Annotated in this window: 18 protein-coding genes; 5 read left to right on the forward strand and 13 right to left on the reverse strand. The window is 74.3% G+C overall.

The window, feature by feature from the left end:
• Positions 1–58: 58 nt before the first annotated feature.
• From ACIBBF_RS05390 to ACIBBF_RS05405, 4 genes are all read right to left on the reverse strand, one after another.
• A complete protein-coding gene (locus ACIBBF_RS05390) occupies positions 59–493 on the reverse strand; it encodes a hypothetical protein (protein ID WP_397411275.1) in 435 nt (144 codons plus the stop codon).
• A 166-nt stretch (positions 494–659) separates the two neighbouring features.
• Entirely contained in the window at positions 660–2,069 is a 1,410-nt protein-coding gene (gene pntB, locus ACIBBF_RS05395) for a Re/Si-specific NAD(P)(+) transhydrogenase subunit beta (protein WP_397411277.1), read from the reverse strand.
• The gene (locus tag ACIBBF_RS05400; protein WP_397411760.1) at positions 2,066–3,637 is read right to left on the reverse strand and encodes a Re/Si-specific NAD(P)(+) transhydrogenase subunit alpha; all 1,572 of its coding nucleotides are present in this window, start codon (positions 3,635–3,637) and stop codon (positions 2,066–2,068) included. The genes pntB and ACIBBF_RS05400 overlap by 4 nt, the downstream gene beginning before the upstream one ends.
• Positions 3,638–3,693: 56 nt before the next feature.
• Positions 3,694–4,986 carry a cytochrome P450 gene (locus ACIBBF_RS05405; RefSeq protein ID WP_397411279.1) on the reverse strand — a complete coding sequence of 431 codons (1,293 nt, stop codon included), beginning with the start codon at positions 4,984–4,986 and terminating at the stop codon, positions 3,694–3,696.
• A gap of 184 nt (positions 4,987–5,170) precedes the next feature.
• Here ACIBBF_RS05405 and ACIBBF_RS05410 point away from each other — a divergent pair, with 184 nt between their 5' ends.
• Complete coding sequence (locus ACIBBF_RS05410) at positions 5,171–5,929, forward strand: IclR family transcriptional regulator (RefSeq protein ID WP_397411281.1); 759 nt, start codon at positions 5,171–5,173, stop codon at positions 5,927–5,929.
• Between the two features lie 15 nt (positions 5,930–5,944).
• On the opposite strand, the gene sigJ is transcribed toward ACIBBF_RS05410, so the two are convergent.
• The 5 genes from sigJ to ACIBBF_RS05435 all read right to left on the reverse strand — a co-directional run bounded on the left by sigJ (position 5,945) and on the right by ACIBBF_RS05435 (position 10,485).
• Positions 5,945–6,847 (reverse strand): RNA polymerase sigma factor SigJ, encoded by a 903-nt coding sequence (sigJ, locus tag ACIBBF_RS05415; protein ID WP_397411283.1) that lies wholly within the window; start codon positions 6,845–6,847, stop codon positions 5,945–5,947.
• Positions 6,847–7,452 carry a carboxymuconolactone decarboxylase family protein gene (locus ACIBBF_RS05420; RefSeq protein ID WP_397411286.1) on the reverse strand — a complete coding sequence of 202 codons (606 nt, stop codon included), beginning with the start codon at positions 7,450–7,452 and terminating at the stop codon, positions 6,847–6,849. Before ACIBBF_RS05420 ends, sigJ begins: the two co-directional genes overlap by 1 nt.
• A gap of 153 nt (positions 7,453–7,605) precedes the next feature.
• Entirely contained in the window at positions 7,606–8,517 is a 912-nt protein-coding gene (locus ACIBBF_RS05425; protein ID WP_397411288.1) for a diacylglycerol kinase family protein, read from the reverse strand.
• Positions 8,518–8,543: 26 nt separating this feature from the next.
• Positions 8,544–9,281: a phosphatase PAP2 family protein gene (locus tag ACIBBF_RS05430; RefSeq protein ID WP_397411290.1), complete on the reverse strand. Its 738-nt coding sequence runs from the start codon at positions 9,279–9,281 to the stop codon at positions 8,544–8,546.
• A 127-nt stretch (positions 9,282–9,408) separates the two neighbouring features.
• Positions 9,409–10,485, reverse strand: coding sequence for a LacI family DNA-binding transcriptional regulator (locus ACIBBF_RS05435; RefSeq protein ID WP_397411292.1), 1,077 nt, complete (start codon positions 10,483–10,485; stop codon positions 9,409–9,411).
• Positions 10,486–10,663: 178 nt separating this feature from the next.
• Here ACIBBF_RS05435 and ACIBBF_RS05440 point away from each other — a divergent pair, with 178 nt between their 5' ends.
• The 4 genes from ACIBBF_RS05440 (at position 10,664) to ACIBBF_RS05455 (ending at position 15,752) form a co-directional block, all read left to right on the forward strand.
• Positions 10,664–11,533, forward strand: a complete 870-nt coding sequence (locus ACIBBF_RS05440) for a carbohydrate ABC transporter permease (protein ID WP_397411762.1) — start codon at positions 10,664–10,666, stop codon at positions 11,531–11,533.
• Between the two features lie 3 nt (positions 11,534–11,536).
• Positions 11,537–12,463: a carbohydrate ABC transporter permease gene (locus tag ACIBBF_RS05445; RefSeq protein WP_397411294.1), complete on the forward strand. Its 927-nt coding sequence runs from the start codon at positions 11,537–11,539 to the stop codon at positions 12,461–12,463.
• 48 nt (positions 12,464–12,511) lie between these two features.
• Entirely contained in the window at positions 12,512–13,852 is a 1,341-nt protein-coding gene (locus ACIBBF_RS05450; RefSeq protein ID WP_397411296.1) for an ABC transporter substrate-binding protein, read from the forward strand.
• A gap of 82 nt (positions 13,853–13,934) precedes the next feature.
• Positions 13,935–15,752: a glycoside hydrolase family 35 protein gene (locus tag ACIBBF_RS05455; RefSeq protein WP_397411298.1), complete on the forward strand. Its 1,818-nt coding sequence runs from the start codon at positions 13,935–13,937 to the stop codon at positions 15,750–15,752.
• 499 nt (positions 15,753–16,251) lie between these two features.
• Here the strand turns inward: ACIBBF_RS05455 and ACIBBF_RS05460 are convergent, their stop codons facing one another.
• From ACIBBF_RS05460 to hutU, 4 genes are read right to left on the reverse strand one after another with little or no spacing between them, the layout of a single operon-like run.
• On the reverse strand, positions 16,252–17,622 hold the full coding sequence (locus ACIBBF_RS05460) for an amidohydrolase family protein (protein ID WP_397411300.1): 1,371 nt from the start codon (positions 17,620–17,622) through the stop codon (positions 16,252–16,254).
• Positions 17,619–19,055, reverse strand: coding sequence for a formimidoylglutamate deiminase (locus ACIBBF_RS05465; protein ID WP_397411302.1), 1,437 nt, complete (start codon positions 19,053–19,055; stop codon positions 17,619–17,621). The genes ACIBBF_RS05460 and ACIBBF_RS05465 overlap by 4 nt, the downstream gene beginning before the upstream one ends.
• Positions 19,052–20,461, reverse strand: a complete 1,410-nt coding sequence (locus tag ACIBBF_RS05470) for an allantoate amidohydrolase (RefSeq protein WP_397411304.1) — start codon at positions 20,459–20,461, stop codon at positions 19,052–19,054. The genes ACIBBF_RS05465 and ACIBBF_RS05470 overlap by 4 nt, the downstream gene beginning before the upstream one ends.
• Positions 20,458–22,134, reverse strand: a complete 1,677-nt coding sequence (hutU, locus tag ACIBBF_RS05475) for a urocanate hydratase (RefSeq protein ID WP_397411306.1) — start codon at positions 22,132–22,134, stop codon at positions 20,458–20,460. Before hutU ends, ACIBBF_RS05470 begins: the two co-directional genes overlap by 4 nt.
• Positions 22,135–22,217 lie beyond the last annotated feature (83 nt).

A 22,217-nucleotide genomic window follows, 5' to 3' on the forward strand; every position in this document is an offset into this window, starting at 1 on the left:
CCGAGTCCCGCTCGGCCGGGCGGCGCCCGGCGGCTGAGCGGCGGGGGCCCGTGGGCCGTCAGGCCGCCATGCGGACCGGTGGGTGGCCCTTCGGTTCCCGGAGCGGGTCCGGGGCGGACGCGCTCCGGCGCCGTCGGCGCCGCGTGCCCAGCACCCCGGCCGACGCCGCCGCGAACGACAGCACGCCGAACCCGGTCGACCAGGCGTCCAGGTGGATCGTCACGGCGAAGGCGACGATCGCGGCGACGGGCACGGCCATGCCGATCGGCACCGAGTAGCGGGCCAGCCGCAGGGCGCGCGCCGTCCGCGCGACGCCCCAGCCGACCACGGACCAGGTCAGGAACGTCAGGACCGCGCCGCCGAACGACGCGAAGAGCTCACCGGCGTTGTGCGCGCCGGCCGGGGGCCCGAACCAGAAGAGCTCCGTGGTCGCGACGAGCACCAGGAACCCGACGATCGCGACCGCACCGGTCGCGAGAGAGCGTGTCAACACTCGGCCTCCGCACTGAGGGACTGCCCCGGCGTTCCCGGTGCGGCCCCTTTATACCAAGTCGTTACCGCACACTGTCAGCACGGCACCGTCAATTCACCCACACATGACCACGCGAAGGCAAAGCACGCCGCCCCCTGACGCGCCCCGCAGACCGTCCCGCGCCCCGTCAGAGCGCCTGCACGATCAGCTCCACCTGCTCCTTCGCGTCCCCGAACAGCATGGCCGTGTTCTCACGGAAGAACAACGGGTTCTGCACCCCCGCGTAGCCCGTGGCCATGGACCGCTTGAAGACGACCACCTCGCCAGCCTGCCACACCTGGAGCACCGGCATGCCCGCGATGGGGGACGCCGGGTCGTCCTGCGCGGCCGGGTTCACCGTGTCGTTGGCGCCGATCACGAGCACCACGTCGGTGGCGGGGAGGTCGGCGTTGATCTCGTCCATGCCGAACACCTGGTCGTAGGGCACCTTGGCCTCGGCGAGGAGCACGTTCATGTGCCCCGGCAGCCGCCCGGCCACCGGGTGGATGCCGAACCGCACGGTGGTGCCGCGGGCCGTGAGCCGGGCCACCAGGTCGGCCACCGGGTACTGCGCCTTGGCCACCGCCATGCCGTACCCGGGCACCACGATCACCGAGCGGGCGGCGGTGAGCAGGGCGGCCACCTCCAGCGCGGTCGTCTCGCGGTAGGAGCCCGGCTCGACCGGGCCGCCCGGAGCGGCGGCACCGGCCTCGGCGCCGAACCCGCCCAGGATCACGCTCACGAACGACCGGTTCATCGCGCGGCACATGAGGTAGCTGAGGATCGCACCGGACGAACCCACGAGCGCGCCGGTGATGATCAGCAGGTCGTTGCCCAGCATGAACCCCGCCGCGGCGGCCGCCCACCCCGAGTAGGAGTTCAGCATCGAGACGACGACGGGCATGTCGCCGCCGCCGATCGCCGCCACCAGGTGCCAGCCCAGCGCGAGCGCGACGAGCGTCATGAGCAGCAGCGGCAGCAGCCCCGGCTCCGGCGCCGTCAGGAACCACCAGAGCAGCCCGCCGGACGCGACGAGCGCCGCGAGGTTCAGCCCGTTGCGGCCGGGCAGCAGCAGGGGCGAGGAGCGCAGGCGGCCCGACAGCTTGCCGAACGCCACCACGGAGCCGGTGAAGGTCACGGCGCCGATGAGCACGCCCAGGAAGACCTCGACGAGGTGCACCGTCGCGCCGGCCCCTGCCGTCGCGGGCTCGGAGAGGTAGGAACCGAACCCGACGAGCACCGCGGCCGCGCCGACGAACGAGTGCAGCAGCGCGATCAGCTCGGGCATCTGGGTCATCTCGACGGTACGGGCCCGCCACGTGCCCACCGCCGCCCCGACGAGGAGCACCAGCAGGATCAGCCCCGCCGTCACACCGACGGGCCGCTCGGACCGCACCAGCGAGAGAGCCACCGTCGCCGCGAGCGCCAGCCCCATGCCGGCCATCCCGAGCAGCACGCCGCGCCGCGCCGTCTCCTGCCGCGACAGCCCGGCCAGCGACAGCACGAACAGCACGGCCGCGACGAGGTACAGCGCCTGGACCACGGACTCGGTGCTCATGGCTCCTCCGGGGTGCGGTGGAACATGCCGAGCATGCGGTGGGTGACCAGGAATCCCCCGAAGACGTTGATGCTCGCCACCGCCGAGGCGAGCACCGCGAGCACCGTCACCACCGGGTCCGACGAGCCGATCTGGAGCATGCTGCCGACCAGGATGATCCCGGAGATCGCGTTGGTCTGGGACATCAGCGGCGTGTGCAGGGCGTGGGTGACGTGCGAGATCACGTAGAAGCCGACCACCACGGCCAGCGCCAGCACGGTGAAGTGGGTGGCCTGCTCGGCCGGCGAGGCCGCCACGGCGAGCGCCCCGAGCACGGCGGCGAGCGCGACCAGGGCGGTGCGGGCGACCGGACGGCGTCCCGTGGTGCCCGGCCCGGCAGCGGCGGCTCCGGCCCCGCCGGCACCGCGCTCCGCCGGGACCTCCTGTGCCGGAACCTCCTGTACCGACACCGCGACCGGCGGGGGCGGCCACAGCACCTCGCCGTCGCGGGCCACCGTCATGCCGCGCACCACGACGTCGTCGAGGTCGAGCACCAGGCGGCCGTCCCGGCCCGGTGTGCCGAGCTGGACCAGGTTGGCCACGGCGGTGCCGAGCAGCTCGGAGGTGTGCCGCGGCATGCGGTCGGGCAGGTCCGTGTAGCCGAGCACGACCACGCCGTTGTCGCTGACGACGCGCTCGCCGGGCACCGTGAGCTCGCAGTTGCCACCGCCGGGCGCGGCCAGGTCGACGATCACGCTGCCGGGCCGCATCGCCGCGACCATCTGGGCGGTGACGGTGGTCGGGGCGGTTCCCCGCACGAGCGCCGTCGTCACGACCACGTCGGCGGCCGCCGTCTCGACGGCGTACGCACGCAGCGCCGCCGCCTCCTGGTCGGCGGTGAGCGCGGAGGCGTAGCCGTCGGCGCTGACCTGCTGGGCGGCGGCGTCGGCCCGCACCACGGTGGCGCCCAGGGACTCGATCTGCTCGGCGGCCTCGGGCCGCACGTCGAACGCGCGCACCCGGGCGCCGAGGCTGCCGGCGGCGCCGACGGCCGCGAGCCCGGCCACGCCCGCGCCGATGACGAAGACGGTGGCGGGTGGCGTGGTGCCCGCCGCGGTGACCTGGCCGGAGAACATGCCGCCGTACTCGGCGGCGGCCTCGACCACCGCGCGGTACCCCGCCACGTTGGACAGCGCGCTCAGCACGTCCAGCGACTGCGCCCGGGAGATGCGGGGCACGGCGTCCAGGGCGAGGGCGGTGACGCCGCGGTCGGCGAGCTCGCGCAGCAGCCCGGGTCGCGTGGCGGGCGCGATCTGCGCGATCAGGACGGCGCCGGGCCGCAGGGCCGAGAGTCCCGGACCGGCGAGCGACGCGGGCGCCCGGGTCACGACCACGACGTCGGCGGCCCACGCCTCGGGTCCCGGCACGACGACGGCACCTGCCGCCGCGTACGCCGCGTCGGGATAGCCCGCCCCCGCACCCGCTCCCGCCGCGACCGCGACCTCGTAGCCGAGGCCCACCAGCCGGGCGGCCGTCGTCGGGGTGGCGGGCACGAGCAGCCCGCCGTCGTCCGGTATGCCGATGCGCATGTGACCCTCCTCGCTCACGTCCGCAACCTACCGCGCCCCGCCCGCACGCCGTCCCGTCAGGCGGACACCACCGGCCGCGGGAACGTGACCGGCAGGCTCACCGGCTGCCTGAGCCACAGGACGCGGTCCCAGGCGACGTCGGCGGGCGGGACCCGGAGCGTGAGGTCGAGGCGTCGCAGGACGGTCTCCACCGCGATGCGCGCCACCAGGCGCGCCGTCCGGGGCGCGGGGCACGCGTGCGGCCCGGTGCCGAAGGAGACGTGGGCGCGGCTGCCGACGTGGTCCCACGGGTCGCCCGTGTCCATGCGCGGGTCGGTGTTCGCGGCGTGGATCGCGAGCACGAGCGGGTCCCCGGCGGCGACGTGCGTGCCGCCCAGCACGATGTCCCGGCGAGCGAACCGCGGCAGGGTGTGGATCGTCGGGGTGGAACGCCACAGCACCTCGTCCATGGCGTTGTCCAGGTCGATGCGGCCCCCGTGCAGGCGACCGGAGAACCGCGCGTCGGTGAGCGCGAGCAGCAGCGTCTGCCCTACCCATGCCGTCAGCGTCAGGTTGCCGGACCAGGCGACGACCAGCAGCGAGTGCACCACCTCGACGTCGTCGTGCAGGTTCGGGTGCGCGACCAGCGTGCTCGCGAGGTCCCGCCGCGGGCTCGCACGCCGGGCCGCCACGAGCGCGCCCGTCATCCGGTCCACCTCGGCCACGGCGTCCGCCGCGTCGGCGCCGCCGCCCGCGACGCGCCGGGTCAGGTCGAACAGACGCTGCCCGTCCTCCGGGTCGAACCCGATCATGTCGGCGACCACCAGGAACGGGATCACCGACGCGTACTCGAGCATGAGGTCGGCGCGGCCGCGCTCCTCGAAGCGGTCGATGAGCAGGCTGCAGAAGGAGCGGGCCTTGGCGGCCGTGATGCTCTCGGAGACCTGCTCGAACGCGTCGTCCAGCGGCACGCGCAGCCGCCGGCGCAGCGCCCCGTCGCTGTGGTTGGCGGCGAACCGCTGGTGCGAGGTGAGCACGGGGTGCAGCCCGGACCCCGGGGGCAGGCCGCCGCGCGCGTGCCCGTTCCACGTGCGCGGGTCGGTCGCGAAGGCGTGCTCGTTGCGCATGACGTCGTAGACGAGCCGCTGACCCATGACGAGCCACGCGGGCACGCCCGGTTCCAGCTCGACCGGGGCCACCTCGCCCCACTCGCGCTCGAGCTCGTCGTAGAACACGCGCGGGTCCGGCATGGCCGAGGCGTCGACCAGCGACCGCAGGGGCACCACGCCCGCCACGGCGTCGAGCCCGAGCGCTTGCCCGATATGACCTAGTTCAGGTATTTTCATGGATCCACCGCTCTGTGCAGTCACCTGTGATCGCCCAGGGTGAATCCACCCGTGTCGCCGTCGCGCGCCGTGACCACGGCCCTGGCCGTGGCTACGATGTCTGCGAGGGCATACACTGTCGCACCCTCGAACCACCCTGTCGAGACCCATCCGGCCAGCACCTCGGTCGACCTGATCGAGGGCACCACCCGACGAGCAAGGGGGGCACGTGACTCTGTACGCCGAGCGGGAACGCCCGGACGACCTGGTGCAGAGCGTCGCGCGCGCCCTCCGGGTCCTCGAGGTCGTGACGCGGTCCCCGGGCCTGCCGGTCAAGGCCATCGCCCGCCGCAGCGGCCTCAACCTCTCCACCACGTACCACCTGGTGCGCACGCTCGCCTACGCGGGCTACGTGGCCCGCCTCAAGGACGGCACGTACGACGTGGGCGAGCAGATCAGCAACCGGTTCTACGAGCAGCTCGGCTCGCTCGGCCGCGGCCCCGACACCCGCGAGGTGCTGCGCCACCTCGCCCAGAGCACCGGCTACAGCGCCTACCTGGGCCGGATCAGCGCCGGCCGGGTGGTCGTGGTCGACTACGCCGAGGCCCCGGGCTCTCCCTACCTGGAGGACCTGGAGCGCGGGCTCGACGTCTCGGCCCACGCCACCGCCCTCGGCAAGGCCCTGCTGCTCGGCATGTCCCGGCGCGACCGTCACGAGCTGGTGGTCGACGCCGGCCTGCGCAAGTTCACCGCCCGGACGGCCACCGACATCACGGCCCTCGACGGACAGCTCGCCCGCCTGCGGGCCGACGCCGTGGTCGAGGAGCACGGCGAGTTCCGCGACGGCATCACGTGCGCCGCGCACCTGGTCCCCCGCCGGCACGGCGAGGCCGCCTGGGCGGTCGGCCTGACGGTGCCGGACGAGGTGGTGCCGCAGCACGCGCGCCGCGAGCTCCGGCTCGTCGCGGGCGATCTCGCGACCGTCTGACGTCTCAGGGCGACCTCAGGGCGCGATCCGGCGCAGCCCGGCCAGCCGGTCGGTGTTGCGGAACACCAGCACGCGCGCGAGCCGGTCGCCGTCGAGCTCGGTCACGGCGGCCATGGCGGGCGCGCCGTCCAGCAGCGCGAGCATGCCGAGCGACCCGTTGATCTCGGCGGGCACCCACTCCATCCGGCCCACCGTCTCGTCCTGCGCGAACGCCACCAGCGCCCGGGACACCTTGTCGGCGCCCCGGATGACCCGGCGCGCCGCGCGGACCACGCCGCCGCCGTCGGTCACGAGCTCCACCTCGGGTGCGAGCGCCGCCAGCACGCCCGCGACGTCACCCGTGAGGCACGCCGCCAGGAACCGCTGCGTGACCTCGGTGTGCTGCGGACCCGCGGGCGTGTAGCGGGGACGCCGCGACCGCACGTGCTCACGCGCCCGGTGCGCCACCTGCCGCACGGCGACGACGTCCCGGTCGAGCGCGTGCGCGACCTCCTGGTAGGGCAGCTCGAACACCTCGCGCAGCACGAACACGGCGCGCTCCAGCGGCGAGAGCGTCTCCAGCACCACCAGCAGCGCCAGCGACACCTCCTCGGCGCGCTCGACGGGATGGGCGGCGTCAGGCGTGGTCAGGAGCGGGTCGGGCAGCCAGGGCCCCACGTAGGTCTCGCGGGCCCGCTGCAGCGCCCGCAGCCGGTTCAGCGCGAGCCGGGTGGTGATCCGGACCAGGTAGGCCCGCGGCTCCAGGACGTCGGAGCGGTCCGCCGCCGACCAGCGCAGCCACGCCTCCTGGACCACGTCCTCGGCGTCGGCGGCCGCGCCGAGCATCTCGTAGGCCACCGTGAACAGCAGCCGACGGTTCTCGGCGAACGGTTCCGTCAGCGCGTCCGGTGCCGGGCGCGGGTCGGCGCCGCCCGCCACTACGCCTCCCCCACCTCGGCGAGCGGCCCGCCGAGCGGCACCTCGCACCGGTCGCCGAAGCCCTGCGCGCTCAGCCCCATGGCGGAGTTGATCCGGCTGCGCAGGTTCTCCACGGCGACGATCGCGACCAGCTCGGTGAAGGCCTCCGCCCCCAGGGCGTCGGTCAGCCGTGCGGCGAGCGCGTCGTCCACCGCCGGGGGCGTCGCCGTCTCCGCCTCGGCGAACGCGAGGACGTCCCGCTCCAGGCCGGTAAACCGGTCGCTGGTGCGCCAGACCGGCACGTCGTGCAGCTTCACCGGGTCCACGTGCCCATGCTGCGCCTCCCAGTACCCGAAGTCCACGCACCACGTGCAGCCGACGGACACCGAGGCGGCCATGATCGCGAGCGACTTCAGGCCCGGGTCCAGGGCCTTCCAGCCGGACACGCCGAGCTCGGTCAGCGCGTAGGTGCGGGTCACCTTCCCGTGGTGCCCCACGGCGACCAGCGGGTCCAGCACCTCGCCGTACCGCCACCGCGAGTACGCGGCCATGGCGCGGTTGGTCAGGGTCCTGGGCAGCACGGTGCTGATCCGGGTGCTGATGCTGCGGGCCGGTGTGCCGGTCATGACGGGCTCCGTTCTCGGACGGGGGCTGCGGACACCATCCAGACACCTCCTGGGCGCGGGACGTGACACGGCGCGCAGGTGACCCCGGTCACATCACGGTTGGCTCACCGGTAGATCTCGGGCAGCCCGACCAGCCCGCCGGTGCGGCGCACCTCAGCCCGGCACGCACAGCGTCAGCGCCTCCCGGTGCGCCTCGACCGTCAGCGGGACGGCGCCGACCAGCTCGCCGTCGGCGTACGCGACCAGGCCCGCCGGGCCCGCCAGGCGGACGGCGGAGGTGCGCAGCGTCGTGACGTCCGGCCGGCCGACGTGCCGGCCGGCCTTGATGCGCGCGTCGAACGCGAGCACCCGGAACCGGCCCACGGCCTGCACCAGGGTGAGGTCCAGCAGGCCGTCGGCGGGATCGGCGTCCGGGCAGATCGGCACCCCGCCGCCGTAGAACCGGGTCAGCCCGACGGCGAGCATGTACCCGTCCTGCTCCACCACCGGCTCCCCCACCGGGTGCAGGCGGTAGCCGAACCTCCGCAGCCGCAGCCACTCCAGGTAGACCGCGACCTTGTAGCGGGCCGGACCCGCGGGCCACCGCATGCGGTTGGTGCGCGCGTTGGTCAGGGAGTCCAGCCCGGCGCACAGCACCGTGACGAAGTGGTGCGCCGTGCCGTCTGCGGTCGTCACGGTCCCGGTGTCCACGCGGCGGCGCACGCCGTCCAGCGCGAGGTCGGCGGCAGCCGCGGCGTCGCCCAGGGGGATGCCGTGCTCGCGCGCCAGGTCGTTGCCGGTGCCCGCGGGGACCAGCGCGAGCGGGACGCCGGAGTCCAGCACCGGGCCCAGCACGGACGCGACCGTGCCGTCGCCGCCCACCACCACGAGCACGTCGGGGTGCTCGTCGACGGCGCGCCGTGCGAGCGCGACGGTCTCGCTCGCGCTGGACCCCTGGTGGACCCGGACGTCGGCGCCCCGGGCCCGCAGCCGCTCGACGGCCACGCGCCCGGAGGCGGCGCCCGCGCCGCGCCCGGAGACAGGGTTCACCAGCACGGCCACGTGCCCGCCCGACCGCTCTGTCATGCGCAGAACCTAGCGGAGACCGGCCGCTAGCCGGCGGGCAGGCGATCTCGTTCGCCGCGCGGGCCCGCCCGCAGCACCGACAGGGCCACCATGCAGGCGATGAAGCCCAGCAGCCAGCCACCGGGGATGTCGCTCAGCCAGTGGTAGTCGAGCCACGACATGAGCGCACCCGCGATGGCCACGATGACGCCGACCACGGGGATCATCGTGCGCAGGCGGCTCAGGCTCGGGTGCAGGCCGCTCTGGGAGAACAGCAGGCAGAGGATGAAGAAGCCCGTGAAGAACGTGTTCGCCGCGTGGCCCGAGGGGAACGCCTGGCCGCCGGCGTGCAGCACGTCCATGTTGTGGTGCGGTCCGGTGCGGCCGAGGCCGAACTTGGTGCCGTAGCCGATCGACGCGATGGTGGCCAGCCCGGCGAGCACGGCCATCACCGGCCGACGCGTGGCGATGCTCCAGAGCGAACCCGGCCCGCCCTGCTTCCACGCCACGTAGAGGGCCGTGCCCCCGACCATGGGGATGGTGAACAGCCGCTCGCCGGTCACGCTCGCGACGATGTCGAGGAAGACCTTCTCCCAGCCGACCGGGTGGTGCGCGTCCACGTAGTAGTGGAACTGCCAGTCCCAGGCGATGAACGGGCCGCGCACGACCACCTGCCAGATGCACACCGCGAAGACGAGCACCCCGATGACCGCCGCGACCAGGGAGCTGCGCCACGTCGGACGGGTCGGCGGGTCGAGCAGAGCCTCGGCTGACTGTGACTCCACGCGTGTAACACCCCTGCCCTCTGGTTGCGCCATCGAGCCGATCCTACGGGTTTCAGGGTGAATGTTCGGTACCAGATATGTGTCCGGCGGGGGCCGTGCGTAACGATTCGCCCCACGACCTCGGGCGTCACCGGGGCGGCGGGGCCGTGCTCGCCCGGACGCGGAGCTCCACCGGCACCACCTCGTGCAGGTCCGGCCCCGTGGCGTCAGCCACCTCGGCTGCCGTGGTCTCCGCCAGGCGCACCTCGTCGGCACCCGTGCGCCGGCCGTCGCGCACCTGCTGCAGCAGCCGCGCCACGAGCCGCCGACCGATCTCGTCGAAGTCCTGCGCGACCGTCGTCAGCGGCGGCCAGAGGTGCTCGGCCAGCAGGATGTCGTCGAACCCGACCACGGAGACCTCGGCCGGCACGGCGCGGCCGGCCTCGTGCAGCGCACGGAGCACGCCCGCGGCCATCTCGTCGTTCGCGCAGAACACGGCGGTGACGTCCGGGTCGGCCGCGAGCCGCCGGCCGGCCTCGTACCCCGAGCCCGCGGTCCAGTCCCCCGCCACGGCCTCGGGCACGACGGCGCCGGCCGCGCCGAGCGTCGCCCGCCAGGCCTCGGCGCGCACCTGCGCGGGCGCCGAGCCGGCGGGTCCCGCGACGTGGTGCACCGTGCGGTGCCCCAGGTCGAGGAGGTGCTGGGTGGCCCGGCGGGCGCCGTCGGCCTGGTCGGCGCCGACGGCGGGATGGTGACCCACGAACCGCGAGTCGGACACCACCACGGGCATCCGGGGCGGCAGGGCGAGCGTGTCGGGCGTCGCCGTCTCGGCACGCACGATCACCAGGCCGTCGATCGCCTGGTGCGACAGCCGGGTCACGGCGGCGGCCACGTCCTGCGACGACGGGCTCTCGACGTCGACCAGCGTGACCGTGTAACCCTGGGCCCGTGCCGCCTCGACCACCGCCTCGACCGTCCGGGACTCGCCCGTGCGGGCGAGCCGGTGGGCGATCATGCCGATGGTCCGAAAGCTGCCGTACCGCAGCGCCCGGGCCGCGGTGTTCGGGGCGTAGCCGAGCTGCGCCATCGCCGCCAGCACCCGGTCCCGGGTCGCGGGCCGCACGTTGTCCAGGCCCATCGACACGCGGGAGACGGTCTGGGTCGAGACCCCGGCGAGCTCCGCGACGTCGGCCAGGGACGGGCTCCTGCCCTCCACGGCACCCACCTCCTCGTGATGCGTCTGCCCGGTGCGCGCTTGACACTCCGGGAACTCACGAGCACCCTAGTCCGCGTCACCATGTTGACGTCAACACTACGCCGACGTGCTGACCCCACTCGTGAAGGAGCGACCTGCTGTGACCACGCTCGCATCGCCACCGGCCGTGCCCAAGCCCGCGAGGCGGATGCGACGCCGCACCCGCTGGACCGGATGGGGGTTCGTCGGCCCGTTCATGGCCGTCTTCGCCCTGGTCTTCCTCGCACCCATCGCCTACTCGCTCTGGCTGAGCCTGTTCCAGACGCAGCTCGTGGGCGGCACGTCGTTCGTCGGCCTCGACAACTACGCCCGGGCGCTGAGCGACCCGCAGTTCTGGGCCGGCGTGGGCCGGGTGACCGCGTTCCTGCTGGTCCAGGTGCCGGTCATGCTCGGCATCTCGCTGCTGGTCGCCCTCGCGATCGACAGCGGCCGGCTGTACGGGCGGGACTTCTTCCGCCTGACGATCTTCCTGCCCTACGCCGTGCCCGGCGTCGTGGCCGCCCTCATGTGGGGCTTCATGTACGGCGAGCGGTTCGGCCTGGTCGGCAACTTCAACGACCTGTTCGGCACGAACATCCCGGACCCGCTGGCCTCCGCGCTGGTGCTCCCGGCGATCGGCAACATCGTGACCTGGGAGTTCGTCGGCTACAACATGCTGATCTTCTACTCGGCACTGCGTGTGGTGCCCACCTCGCTGTACGAGGCCGCTGAGATCGACGGCGCAGGCCCCTGGCGGGTGATCTCGGCGATCAAGCTGCCCGCCATCCGCGGCGCCCTGGTGGTGGCGACCATCTTCTCGATCATCGGCTCCTTCCAGCTCTTCAACGAGCCGAGCATCCTGCAGCCGCTGTCGCCCAACTACATCTCGACGCACTACACGCCGAACCTGTACGCCTACTCGCTGTCGTTCTCCGGCCAGCAGTACAACTACTCGGCCACGGTGGCGATCATCATGGGCGTGCTCACGATGCTCGTGGCCTACGTGGTGCAGCTGCGCGGCATGCGCAAGGAGGCCTGAGCCATGACCAACGTCCTGCTGACCGCGCCCACCGTCCGGCCCCGCCGCTCGCGGCCCCGCCTGCGCACGCGCCGCACCTCGCACGCCCGGCCCACGCGCAGCGTGCTGCTCACGGTCCTGACCGCCCTGATCGGCATCTACGCGCTGATCCCGCTCGTCTGGCTGCTGATCAACGCGACCAAGACGCAGCCCGACCTGTTCAGCTCGTTCGGCCTGTGGTTCAGCGGCGACTTCGCCCTGTGGGACAACATCGTGGGCGTCCTGACCTACGACGGCGGCGTGTTCGGCCGCTGGTTCCTCAACACGCTGCTGTACGTGGTGCTGGGCGCGGGCGGTGCCACCCTGCTGGCCCTGCTCGGCGGCTACGGCCTGGCCAAGTTCAGCTTTCCCGGCAAGCGGGCAGTGTTCGCCGTCGTCATCGGCGCCGTGGCCGTGCCGGGCACCGCCTTGGCCGTGCCCACGTTCCTCATGTTCGCCAACCTGGGCCTGACCAACACGCCCTGGTCGGTGATCATCCCGTCGCTCATCTCGCCGTTCGGCCTCTACCTCATGTGGACCTTCGCGGCCGACGCCGTGCCCGACGAGATCATGGAGGCCGCCCGCATCGACGGCGCGAGCGAGGCCCGCACCTTCTTCCAGGTGTGCCTGCCGATGCTGGCCCCCGGCATCGTGACGGTGCTGCTGTTCACCGTGGTGGCCACGTGGAACAACTACTTCCTGCCGCTGATCATGCTGCGCGACCCCGACTGGTACCCGCTGACGCTGGGCCTGAACGCCTGGAACGCGCAGGCGACCACCGCGGGTGGCGAGGCCATCTTCAACCTCGTGATCGCCGGCTCGCTCCTGACCATCCTGCCGCTCGTGGTGGCCTTCCTGCTGCTGCAGCGCTACTGGCAGTCGGGACTGGCCGCCGGCAGCGTCAAGGAATGACCCGCACCCCCTTTCCCCAGATCTGACGATGAAGTGAGAGGAACCACCATGACCATCCGCCACCACCGCGCCGTCGGCGCGTTCGCCGCGGCGGGCGCCCTGGCGCTCGCCCTGACCGCGTGCGGGTCCGGGTCCGACGGCGGAGATGCCGCGGAGACCGTCTCCCCCGAGGACATCTCGGCGGCCCTCGAGGAGGGCGGCGACCTGCTGGTCTGGGCGTGGGAGCCCACGCTGGACAAGGTCGTCGAGGACTTCGAGGCCGAGTACCCGAACGTGGACGTCGAGCTGGCGAACGTCGGCACCGGCAACGACCACTACGTCGCGCTGCAGAACGCGATCAGCGCCGGCTCGGGCGTGCCCGACGTCGCGCAGATGGAGTACTACGCCCTGCCGCAGTTCTCGATCGGCGGCTCGCTCGCGGACCTCGCGCCGCTGGGCGCGAGCGAGCTCGACGGCACCTACTCCCCCGGCCCGTGGGGCGCGGTGACCGACGGCGACGCCGTGTACGGCCTGCCGATGGACTCCGGCCCGATGGCCCTGTTCTACAACGCGAAGACGTTCGAGAAGGCCGGCGTCGAGGTGCCGGCCACCTGGGACCAGTTCGTCGAGGCCGCCAAGAAGATCCACGAGTCCGACCCGAACACGTACATCACCGCGGACAACGGTGACGCCGGCTTCGCGACCTCGATGATCTGGCAGGCCGGCGGGCACCCGTTCGAGGTGGACGGCACCGACGTGACCGTGAACCTCGCCGACGAGGGCTCCGCCAAGTTCGCCGAGATGTGGCAGCAGCTCCTGGACGACGACCTGGTGGCGAACGTGCCGGCCTGGTCCGACGAGTGGTTCCAGGGCCTGGGCAGCGGTGAGATCGCCGCGCTCGTGACCGGCGCCTGGATGCCGGCGAACCTGGAGTCGGGCGCCGCCCCGGCGTCGGGCGACTGGCGTGTGGCCCCGATGCCGCAGTGGACCGAGGGTGCGAACGAGACCGCGGAGAACGGCGGCTCGGCGCTGTCGATCACCGAGGCCAGCGACAAGAAGGCCCTGGCCTACGGCTTCCTGCAGTACGCGAACGCCGGCGACGGCGTCGCCACGCGCCTGGAGGGCGGCAACTTCCCGGCGACGCTCGCCGACCTGAACGACGAGGCGTTCCTCGGCGAGGAGTCGGAGTACTTCGGCGGCCAGAAGATCAACGAGGTGCTCTCGGCGTCCGCCACCGGCGTGGTGGAGGGCTGGCAGTACCTGCCGTACCAGGTCTACGCCAACAGCGTCTTCCCCGACACCGTCGGCCAGGCGTACACCGGCTCGACCCCGCTGACCGACGGCCTGGCCGCCTGGCAGGAGTCGATCGTCAGCTACGGCAACGAGCAGGGCTTCACCGTCTCCGAGTGAGCCGGCCGCACCACCATCGATGACGGCGGCGGGGGCCTCCCCCGCCGCCGTCCGTGTCACGAAGAACCCCGAGGAACCACACATGCCCACGTTCGAGATCGGCCCCGAGGACTTCCTGCTGGACGGCGCGCCGACCCAGGTCGTCAGCGGCGCGCTGCACTACTTCCGCGTGCACCCCGACCAGTGGGCCGACCGCATCCACAAGGCGCGGCTCATGGGCCTGAACACCATCGAGACGTACGTGCCGTGGAACTTCCACGCGCCCGAGCCCGGCGTGTTCGACCTGGACGGACGCCGCGACCTGGGCCGGTTCCTGGACCTCGTGGCGGCCGAGGGCCTGCACGCCATCGTGCGTCCCGGCCCGTACATCTGCGCGGAGTGGGACGGCGGCGGCCTGCCGGCGTGGCTGCTGGCCGACCGTGCCGTGGGCGTGCGGCGGCACGAGCCCCGGTTCCTCGACGCGATCGGCAAGTACTACGCGAGCCTGCTGCCGCTGGTGGCCGAGCGTCAGGTGACCCGCGGCGGCCCGGTGCTCATGGTCCAGGTCGAGAACGAGTACGGCGCGTACGGCGACGACCCGGTGCCCGAGCGGCAGAAGTACCTGCGGGCACTCGTGGACATGGTGCGGGGGCAGGGCATCGACGTGCCGCTGTTCACCTGCGACCAGGCGAACGACGAGATGCTGGCCCGCGGTGGCCTCCCGGAGCTGCACAAGACCGCGACGTTCGGCTCGCGCAGCACGGAGCGGCTGGAGGTGCTGCGGCGGGCCCAGCCCACGGGCCCGCTGATGTGCATGGAGTTCTGGAACGGCTGGTTCGACTCGTGGGGCCTGGAGCACCACGTGGCGCCCGCGGAGGCCAACGCCGCCGACCTGGACGACCTGCTCGCGGCAGGGGGCTCCGTCAACCTGTACATGTTCCACGGCGGCACCAACTTCGGGCTCACCAGCGGCGCGAACGACAAGGGCATCTACCGGCCCATCGCGACGTCGTACGACTACGACGCGCCCCTGGCCGAGGACGGCACGCCGACCGCCAAGTTCTGGGCGATGCGCGAGGTGATCGCGCGGCACCGGGCCGTGCCGGACGCCGGAGAGCCGGCGGGCGACGCCGCCCGCGGTGCCGCGCCGGTGCTCGACGTCGACCTGACCGCACGGGTGCCGCTGGCCCACGCCCTGCCGAGCCTGCTGCGCGAGGACCTGCACTCCTTCACGTCGACGCCCACCACGGACGACCTGCGGTCGTGGTCGGGCTTCACCGTCTACCGCACCCGGATCCAGGCCGACGACCTCGTGCTGACCGCGGACGAGGTGCGCGACCGCGCCGTCGTCCTGGTCGACGACGAGCAGGTGGGCGTGCTGGACCGGGGCTCCCACACGTTCGCCGTGGCGCTGCCCGCCCGGGCGGGGGACCTCACCCTGCTGGTGGAGGACCAGGGCCGCGTGAACTACGGGCCGCGGATCGGTGAGCCCAAGGGCGTGATCGGGCCGGTGCGCACCGCGACACGCACGCTGGACTCCTGGGAGGCCGGTGCGCTGCGGATCGAGGACGCGCCCGAGCTGCTGCGCCCGGCGCTCGACGCGCCGAGCCGCGCGCTGCCCACCCCGGGGCCGGACGGCGCGGCGCGGCCGGTCGGTGCCGGCCTGTTCCGGGGCACCTTCGACTCGGCGGCCGGAGCCGACCACTTCCTGCGGCTCGACGGCTGGACCAAGGGCCTGGCCTGGGTGAACGGCTGGTTGCTCGGCCGCTACTGGAGCCTCGGCCCCACCCACACGCTGTACGTGCCGGGACCGCTCCTGCGCGCGACGGGCAACGAGCTGGTCCTCCTGGAGCTCCACGGCGCGGCCGACGCGCGCGCCCGGTTCGTGGCCGCCCCGGACCTGGGCGTCACGGAGCAGTAGCGGGCGGTGCGCGGCCGCGTCGGGCTCGACCGGACCGATCGGTTCGACCGGACCGATCGGCTCAGCAGGTGCGGCTGGCTCAGCAGGTGCGGCTGGCTCAGCAGGTGCGGCTGGCTCAGCAGGTGCGGCTGGCTCAGCAGGTGTGGCTGGCTCAGCAGGTGCGGCTCGACGGACATGCTCGGGAGAAGACCTTGCCCGCGGGGGTGTGTCACTGGCTGTAGACAACGTCTACGCAGGGTGACACACCCCCGCGGGCAAGGTTGTCTCCGCGCGGGGTGGCTCCCCACCCCGGTCCTCTCCCCCGGCTCGGTCCTCTCCCGCGGCCCGGACCTTTCCCCGACGGCCCGGACCTTGCCCGCCGCCCGGACCTTTCCCCGACGGCCCGGACCTTGCCCACCGCCCGGAACTTTCCCCACGGCCCGGGCCCACCGTCCGGCCCGGGGCGGGTGCCCGGCACGGGGCGGGTGCCCGGCACGGGGCGGGTGCCCGGCACGGGAGGTCAGACCCGCACGCCGTCCTTCCAGACCTCGGTCACCAGCGGCACGCCGGGGCGGTACGACAGGTACAGGTGACTCGGAGCGTCCAGGACCACGAGGTCGGCACGGGCGCCGACCCGCAGGTGGCCGACGTCGTCGCGCCGGAGCGCGAGCGCCCCACCGGCCGTCGCGGACCAGAGGGCCTCGGCGGGGCTCATCCGCATCTCGCGCACGGCGAGCGCCACCACGAACGGCACGGACGAGGAGTACCCGGAGCCGGGGTTGCAGTCCGTGGCCAGCGCGACCGGGACCCCCGCGGCGAGCAGACGGCGGGCGTCCGGGTAGGGCGAGCGCGTGGAGAACTCGACGGCGGGCAGCAGGGTGGCGACCGTGCCGCCCCCGGCGCCCCCGGCGCCCCCGGCGGCCCCGGCGGCCCCGGCGGCCCCGGCGGCCCCGGCAAGGCTCCCGGGCCCGGCGTCGCGGCCAGGCCCGGCGGCCGGCGGCATCCCGTCCTCGGCGAGGTCGGCGGTCCAGGAACCGGCCAGTGCGTCGACGTCGGCGTCGGTCAGGTGGGTGCAGTGGTCCACGCTGGCCGCACCGACCTCGACCGCGAGCCGTGCGCCCGGGCCGGCCGAGAGCTGGTTGCCGTGCACCCGGGCGAGCAGGCCCGCGCGCAGGCCGGCGTGCAGCACGGCGCGGGACTCGTCCTCGTCGAAGGCGGTGGGCGCTGCGGGCTCGCAGAAGACGTCGACCCAGCGGGCGTGCGGCGCGCACGCGGCGAGCATGGGGCCGGTCACGAGGTCGAGGTAGCCGGCCCGGTCCCCGGAGTACTCGGCCGGGACGGTGTGGGCGCCGAGGTAGGTCGTCTCGGGCGTGAGCTCGCGCGCGATCCGCAGCATCCGGGCCTCGGTCGCGACGTCCTGGCCGTAGCCGCTCTTGATCTCGACCGTGGTGGTGCCCTGGGTCAGCATCTCCCGCACCAGGGCGCGGCCCCGCGCCCGGAGCGTCCCCTCGCCGGCGGCGCGCGTGGCGGCGACCGTGGTCGCGATGCCCCCGCCCGTGTACGGCTCGCCGGTCATCCGGGCGGCGAACTCCGCGGCGCGGTCGCCCGCGAACACGGTGTGCGAGTGCGAGTCGACGAACCCCGGCAGCACGGCCCGGCCCGCCAGGTCGACGGCGTCGTCCGCCGCGGGGGCCGACGACGCCGGTCCCGTCCAGGCGATCCGGCCGTCCGCGACGACGACGGCGGCGTCCCGCACGATGCCGAGCCCGCCCGCCGCGTCGGCCCGATCCGGACCGGAGCGGCCGGTGCCTGCCGGGCCCGTGCCCGACCGACCCCCGTGCGCGGGGTCGTTCGTGACCAGCTCGCCGATGTTCGTCAGCAGCACGCTCATGCGCCGTCCTCCCTCGTCGTGGCCGCACGCAGCCCGTCGGCCGCCGCCCAGACCTCCCCGATCGCGTCGGCCAGCATCCGGGCGACGTCACCGGCCCGGTGCTCGCCGTCCCGCACCACGGGCTCGCCGCCCGCCACGACGTCGGACACGTCTGCCGCGCCCGCGACGAGCACGACCTGGGCGGGATCGGCCCCGGCCGTGCGGACGGTGTCCAGGCGCACGGAGACCAGGTCGGCGGGGGCACCCACGGCGATCCGCCCGGCGTCCGGCCGGCCGAGCGCGGCGTGCCCGGCCGACGTCGCCGCCTCGATCAGCGCCGCCAGGCCGAACCGGCCGCGCCGCCCGGAGGCGAGCCGCTCGTGCTCCTCGATGCCGCGCACCTCCCCCAGCACGTCGGCGCCCACGTGCTGGTCCGTGCCGACCGACAGCGGGCTGCCCGCTCGCAGCAGCCGAAGGCCGGGGGCGAGGCCGTCGGCGAGGTCGCGCTCCGTCGTCGGGCAGAGGCACACGCCCGTGCCGGAGGAGCCGAGCAGCGTCACGTCGTCGTCGGTCAGGTGGACCGCGTGCACGGCCGTGGTGCCGGGGCCGAGGGCTCCGGCGTCGTGCAGCAGGCGGGCCGGGGTGCGGGCGAAGGCCGCGAGCGCCGCCTCGTTCTCCGCGGGCTGCTCGGAGAGGTGCACGTGCAGCGGGGCGCCGGCCTCACGGGCCCAGCGGGCGACCTCCCGCAGCTCGTCGGGCGTCACGGCGCGCACCGAGTGGGCGGCGGCGCCCACGAGCACGCGGTCGTCGGCGGCCCAGGCGGCGCGCAGGGCGTCCACGCGGCGGGACCACGCGTCGACGGTGCCGTCGCCGAACCGGGCCTGCTCGGGGGCCGGCGGCTGGTGCCCGCCGGCGTCGAGGCCGCCGTGCAGGTAGCAGGTGTCGAGCAGCGTGAGGTGCACGCCGGCGCCGTGCGCGGCCCGGCGCAGGGCCTCGGCCATGGCGTTCGGTCCGCCGTCCGCGGGCGGGTACGGGGTCCCGTCGGGGCGGTGGTGCACGTAGTGGAACTCGCCCACGGCCGTGGTGCCGCCCAGGGCGAGCTCCGCGTACAGGGCGCGCGCCAGCCGCTCGTACAGCGGCGGCGTGAGCGCGGCGGCCAGGGCGTACATGTCCTCGCGCCAGGTCCAGAAGGAGCCGCCGCCGGGCCGGTCCACGGCACCGTGCGTGCGGCCGCGCAGCGCGCGGTGGAACGCGTGGGAGTGCGCGTCGGCGAACCCGGGCAGCACCAGCCCGGGCAGCCGGACATCAGTGGCCGACGGCGCGGCGCCGGTCTCGACGGCGACGAACCGCCCGCCCTCGACGTCCAGCCGCACGGACTCGGCGACGGCGCCGGACGCCCGGCCCGCCGCCGCGCCGTCCGGGACCCAGGCACGTTCGCACCAGAAGCCGCTCATCGCCCGGTTCCCGTGGTCCCCGGACGGTCACCGTCGGGTGCTCCTCGTCGAGGTTCGGTGCCCCTCGGCCTGCTCACGGCCTCGACGGCTTCGGGCGCGGTCAGCAGGTCCGCCAGTACGGCCGTCAGCGCGCGGACGCCGGCGTCGCAGTCGGCCTCCGGGGCGTGCTCGGCCGGGGAGTGCGAGACACCGGTCGGGTTGCGGACGAACAGCATCGCCGCGGGCACGCCGGACGCGGCGAGGATTCCGGCGTCGTGCCCGGCGCCCGTGCCGATCACGGGAGCGGGCAGCGTGGAGCCCGGCCGCCCCACGACGTCGGCGAGCCGTGCCGCGAGCGCCGGGTCGAACACGGTCGCGGGTGTCCACGACTCCTCGACGACCCCCCAGGCGCCGAGGCCACCACCATCTCGCACGACGCGCCCGGTGAACGCAGGCCCAGGTGCGGAATCCGGCTCTGGTACCGCAACCAGATCCGCGCTCACCTGGGGCGTGCCGATCACGCGGCGGACCGCCTCCTCCGTCTCGGCGCGGGCGTCGATCCACGCCCGGACCCGGGACGGGATCGCGTTGACGCCGTTCGGCTCGACCTCGACCTTGGCCAGCGTGGCGAGCGCCCCGGCGTGCTCGGCGGCGGCGCGGACGTCGGTGATGAGCCGCGCCAGGTCGAGCATCGGGTCGTGGCGGTGGGCCAGCGGCGTGGTGCCGGCGTGGTTGGCCTCGCCCGCGAGGTCGACGCGCCAGCGTCCGTGCGGCCAGATCGCGGCGCCGACGGCGACGGGCGCCGCCTCGTCCGCCGGCAGGTCGGCGAGGTAGCGCCCCTGCTCGACGTGCAGCTCGACGAAGACGCCGATCCGTGCCAGGGCCTCGGGGTCCCGGCCGTAGTGCTCCAGCCGGACGCCGCCGGAGGCGCGCCCGACCCTGGCGAGGACGTCCGCGAGACTGTCCCCGCCGCCGTCCCGCAGCGCCAGCAGCCGGTCGGCCGGGACCGTCCCGGTCAGCGCCCGCGACCCGAGGCACGCGAGCCCGAACCGGGCACCCTCCTCGTCGGAGAAGTTCACGATCCCCAGCGGACGCCGCGGCACCACCCCGGCGTCCCGCAGCGCGTCGAACGCCGCGAACGCGCTCGCCACGCCCAGCGGCCCGTCGAACGCGCCGCCGCCGGGTACGGAGTCGAGGTGGCTGCCGGTCACGACGCCGGGACCGTCGGCGTCGGGGTCGCCCCACCAGGCCCACTGGTTCCCGGCCCGGTCGAGCGCCACGTCCAGCCCGCGGGCGGCCGCCTCACCGGCGAACCACTCGCGGAGGGTCAGGTCGTGCGCGGTCCAGGCGAACCGCTCGTACCCGCCGGACGGTGCCCGGCCGACGTCGGCGATCGCGTCCAGGAGCCGGCTGACCGCCACCGTCACGCCCCCTCCCGCATCGGCACCCGCAGCCCGCCGCGCTCGGCGGCCGCGACGGCGTCGTCGTACCCGGCGTCCACGTGCCGCAGCACGCCCGTGGCCGGATCGTTGGCGAGCACGCGCGCGAGCTTCTGCGCGGCGAGCGCCGTCCCGTCCGCCACGGACACCTGCCCGGCGTGGATCGACCGCCCCATGCCGACGCCGCCCCCGTGGTGGATCGACACCCACGTCGCACCGGAGGCCGTGTTGACCAGGGCGTTCAGCAGCGGCCAGTCGGCGATGGCGTCGGAGCCGTCGGCCATGGCCTCCGTCTCCCGGTACGGCGAGGCCACCGACCCGGAGTCGAGGTGGTCGCGCCCGATCGCGACGGGCGCGGAGATCTCCCCGGACGCGACGAGCTCGTTGAACCGCAGCCCCGCGACGTCGCGCTCCCCGTGCCCGAGCCAGCAGATCCGGGCGGGCAGCCCCTGGAAGGCAACGCGCTCCTGGGCGGCCCGGATCCAGCGGCCGAGGTGGTCGTTCTCGGGGAACAGGTCGAGCACGGCCTGGTCGGTCACCGCGATGTCCCGCGGGTCGCCCGACAGCGCCGCCCAGCGGAACGGCCCCTTGCCCTCGGCGAACAGCGGCCGGATGTAGGCGGGCACGAACCCGGGGAAGTCGAACGCCCGCCCGTACCCGCCCTGGCGCGCCTCGTCGCGGATCGAGTTGCCGTAGTCGAACACCTCGGCGCCGGCGTCCTGGAAGCCGACCATGGCCTCGACGTGCCGGGCCATGGACTCCCGCGCCCGCTCGGTGAACCCCTCCGGATCCTTCTCCGCGAGCGAGGCCCAGTCCTCCAGCGCCACCCCTGAGGGCAGGTACGACAGCGGGTCGTGCGCCGAGGTCTGGTCCGTCACGACGTCCACCTCGACGCCCCGGCGCAGCAGCTCCGGCATGACGTCGGCACAGTTGCCGACCACGCCCACCGAGAGCGCCCGGCGCTCCTTCTTCGCCGCCAGCGCCAGCTCCACACCCTCGTCCAGGGAGGAGGCGATCACGTCGAGGTACCGCGTCTCGACGCGCCGGTGCAGGCGGGCCGGGTCGACGTCGACCACCAGGCACACGCCGCCGTTGAGCGTGACGGCCAGCGGCTGCGCCCCGCCCATGCCGCCGCAGCCCCCGGTCAGGGTGAGCGTGCCGGCCAGGGTGCCACCGAACCGCTTGGCGGCCACCGCGGCGAACGTCTCGTAGGTGCCCTGCAGGATGCCCTGCGTGCCGATGTAGATCCAGGACCCCGCCGTCATCTGCCCGTACATGGTCAGGCCGAGCTGCTCCAGGCGCCGGTGCTCGGGCCACGTGGCCCAGTCCCCGACCAGGTTCGAGTTGGCGATGAGCACGCGCGGCGCCCACTCGTGCGTGCGCAGCACGCCCACGGGCCGCCCGGACTGGACCAGGAGGGTCTCGTCGTCGCGCAGGTCCGTCAGCGAGCGGACGATCGCGTGGTAGCTCGGCCAGTCGCGGGCCGCCCGGCCGGTGCCGCCGTAGACCACCAGGTCGTCGGGGCGCTCGGCCACCTCCGGGTCGAGGTTGTTCATCAGCATGCGCAGCGGGGCCTCGGTCTGCCAGCTGCGTGCGGTCAGGGTGGTGCCGCGCGGGGCGCGGACGGCGACGGGGGTCCCCCGGTCGTACGGCTGGTTCACTGCGGTCTCCTTCGGTTCGGCTCGTGCGGCTCTGCTCGGGTCGTGCTCTGCTCGGTCGGGCTGCGGCGGGCTGTCCGGGTCGG

Source organism: Promicromonospora sp. NPDC050880 (assembly GCF_044456525.1).
Taxonomy (GTDB): domain Bacteria; phylum Actinomycetota; class Actinomycetes; order Actinomycetales; family Cellulomonadaceae; genus Promicromonospora.

What these genes read in the sequence shown, in the direction of transcription:
- ACIBBF_RS05465 (WP_397411302.1), bottom strand. Translation starts at nt 19,055, where the DNA reads ATGAGCGGCTTCTGGTGCGAACGTGCCTGGGTCCCGGACGGCGCGGCG.
- ACIBBF_RS05440 (WP_397411762.1), top strand. Translation starts at nt 10,664, where the DNA reads ATGCGACGCCGCACCCGCTGGACCGGATGGGGGTTCGTCGGCCCGTTC.
- ACIBBF_RS05425 (WP_397411288.1), bottom strand. Translation starts at nt 8,517, where the DNA reads ATGACAGAGCGGTCGGGCGGGCACGTGGCCGTGCTGGTGAACCCTGTC.
- ACIBBF_RS05450 (WP_397411296.1), top strand. Translation starts at nt 12,512, where the DNA reads ATGACCATCCGCCACCACCGCGCCGTCGGCGCGTTCGCCGCGGCGGGC.
- ACIBBF_RS05460 (WP_397411300.1), bottom strand. Translation starts at nt 17,622, where the DNA reads ATGAGCGTGCTGCTGACGAACATCGGCGAGCTGGTCACGAACGACCCC.
- ACIBBF_RS05400 (WP_397411760.1), bottom strand. Translation starts at nt 3,637, where the DNA reads ATGCGCATCGGCATACCGGACGACGGCGGGCTGCTCGTGCCCGCCACC.
- ACIBBF_RS05445 (WP_397411294.1), top strand. Translation starts at nt 11,537, where the DNA reads ATGACCAACGTCCTGCTGACCGCGCCCACCGTCCGGCCCCGCCGCTCG.
- pntB (WP_397411277.1), bottom strand. Translation starts at nt 2,069, where the DNA reads ATGAGCACCGAGTCCGTGGTCCAGGCGCTGTACCTCGTCGCGGCCGTG.
- ACIBBF_RS05420 (WP_397411286.1), bottom strand. Translation starts at nt 7,452, where the DNA reads ATGACCGGCACACCGGCCCGCAGCATCAGCACCCGGATCAGCACCGTG.
- ACIBBF_RS05455 (WP_397411298.1), top strand. Translation starts at nt 13,935, where the DNA reads ATGCCCACGTTCGAGATCGGCCCCGAGGACTTCCTGCTGGACGGCGCG.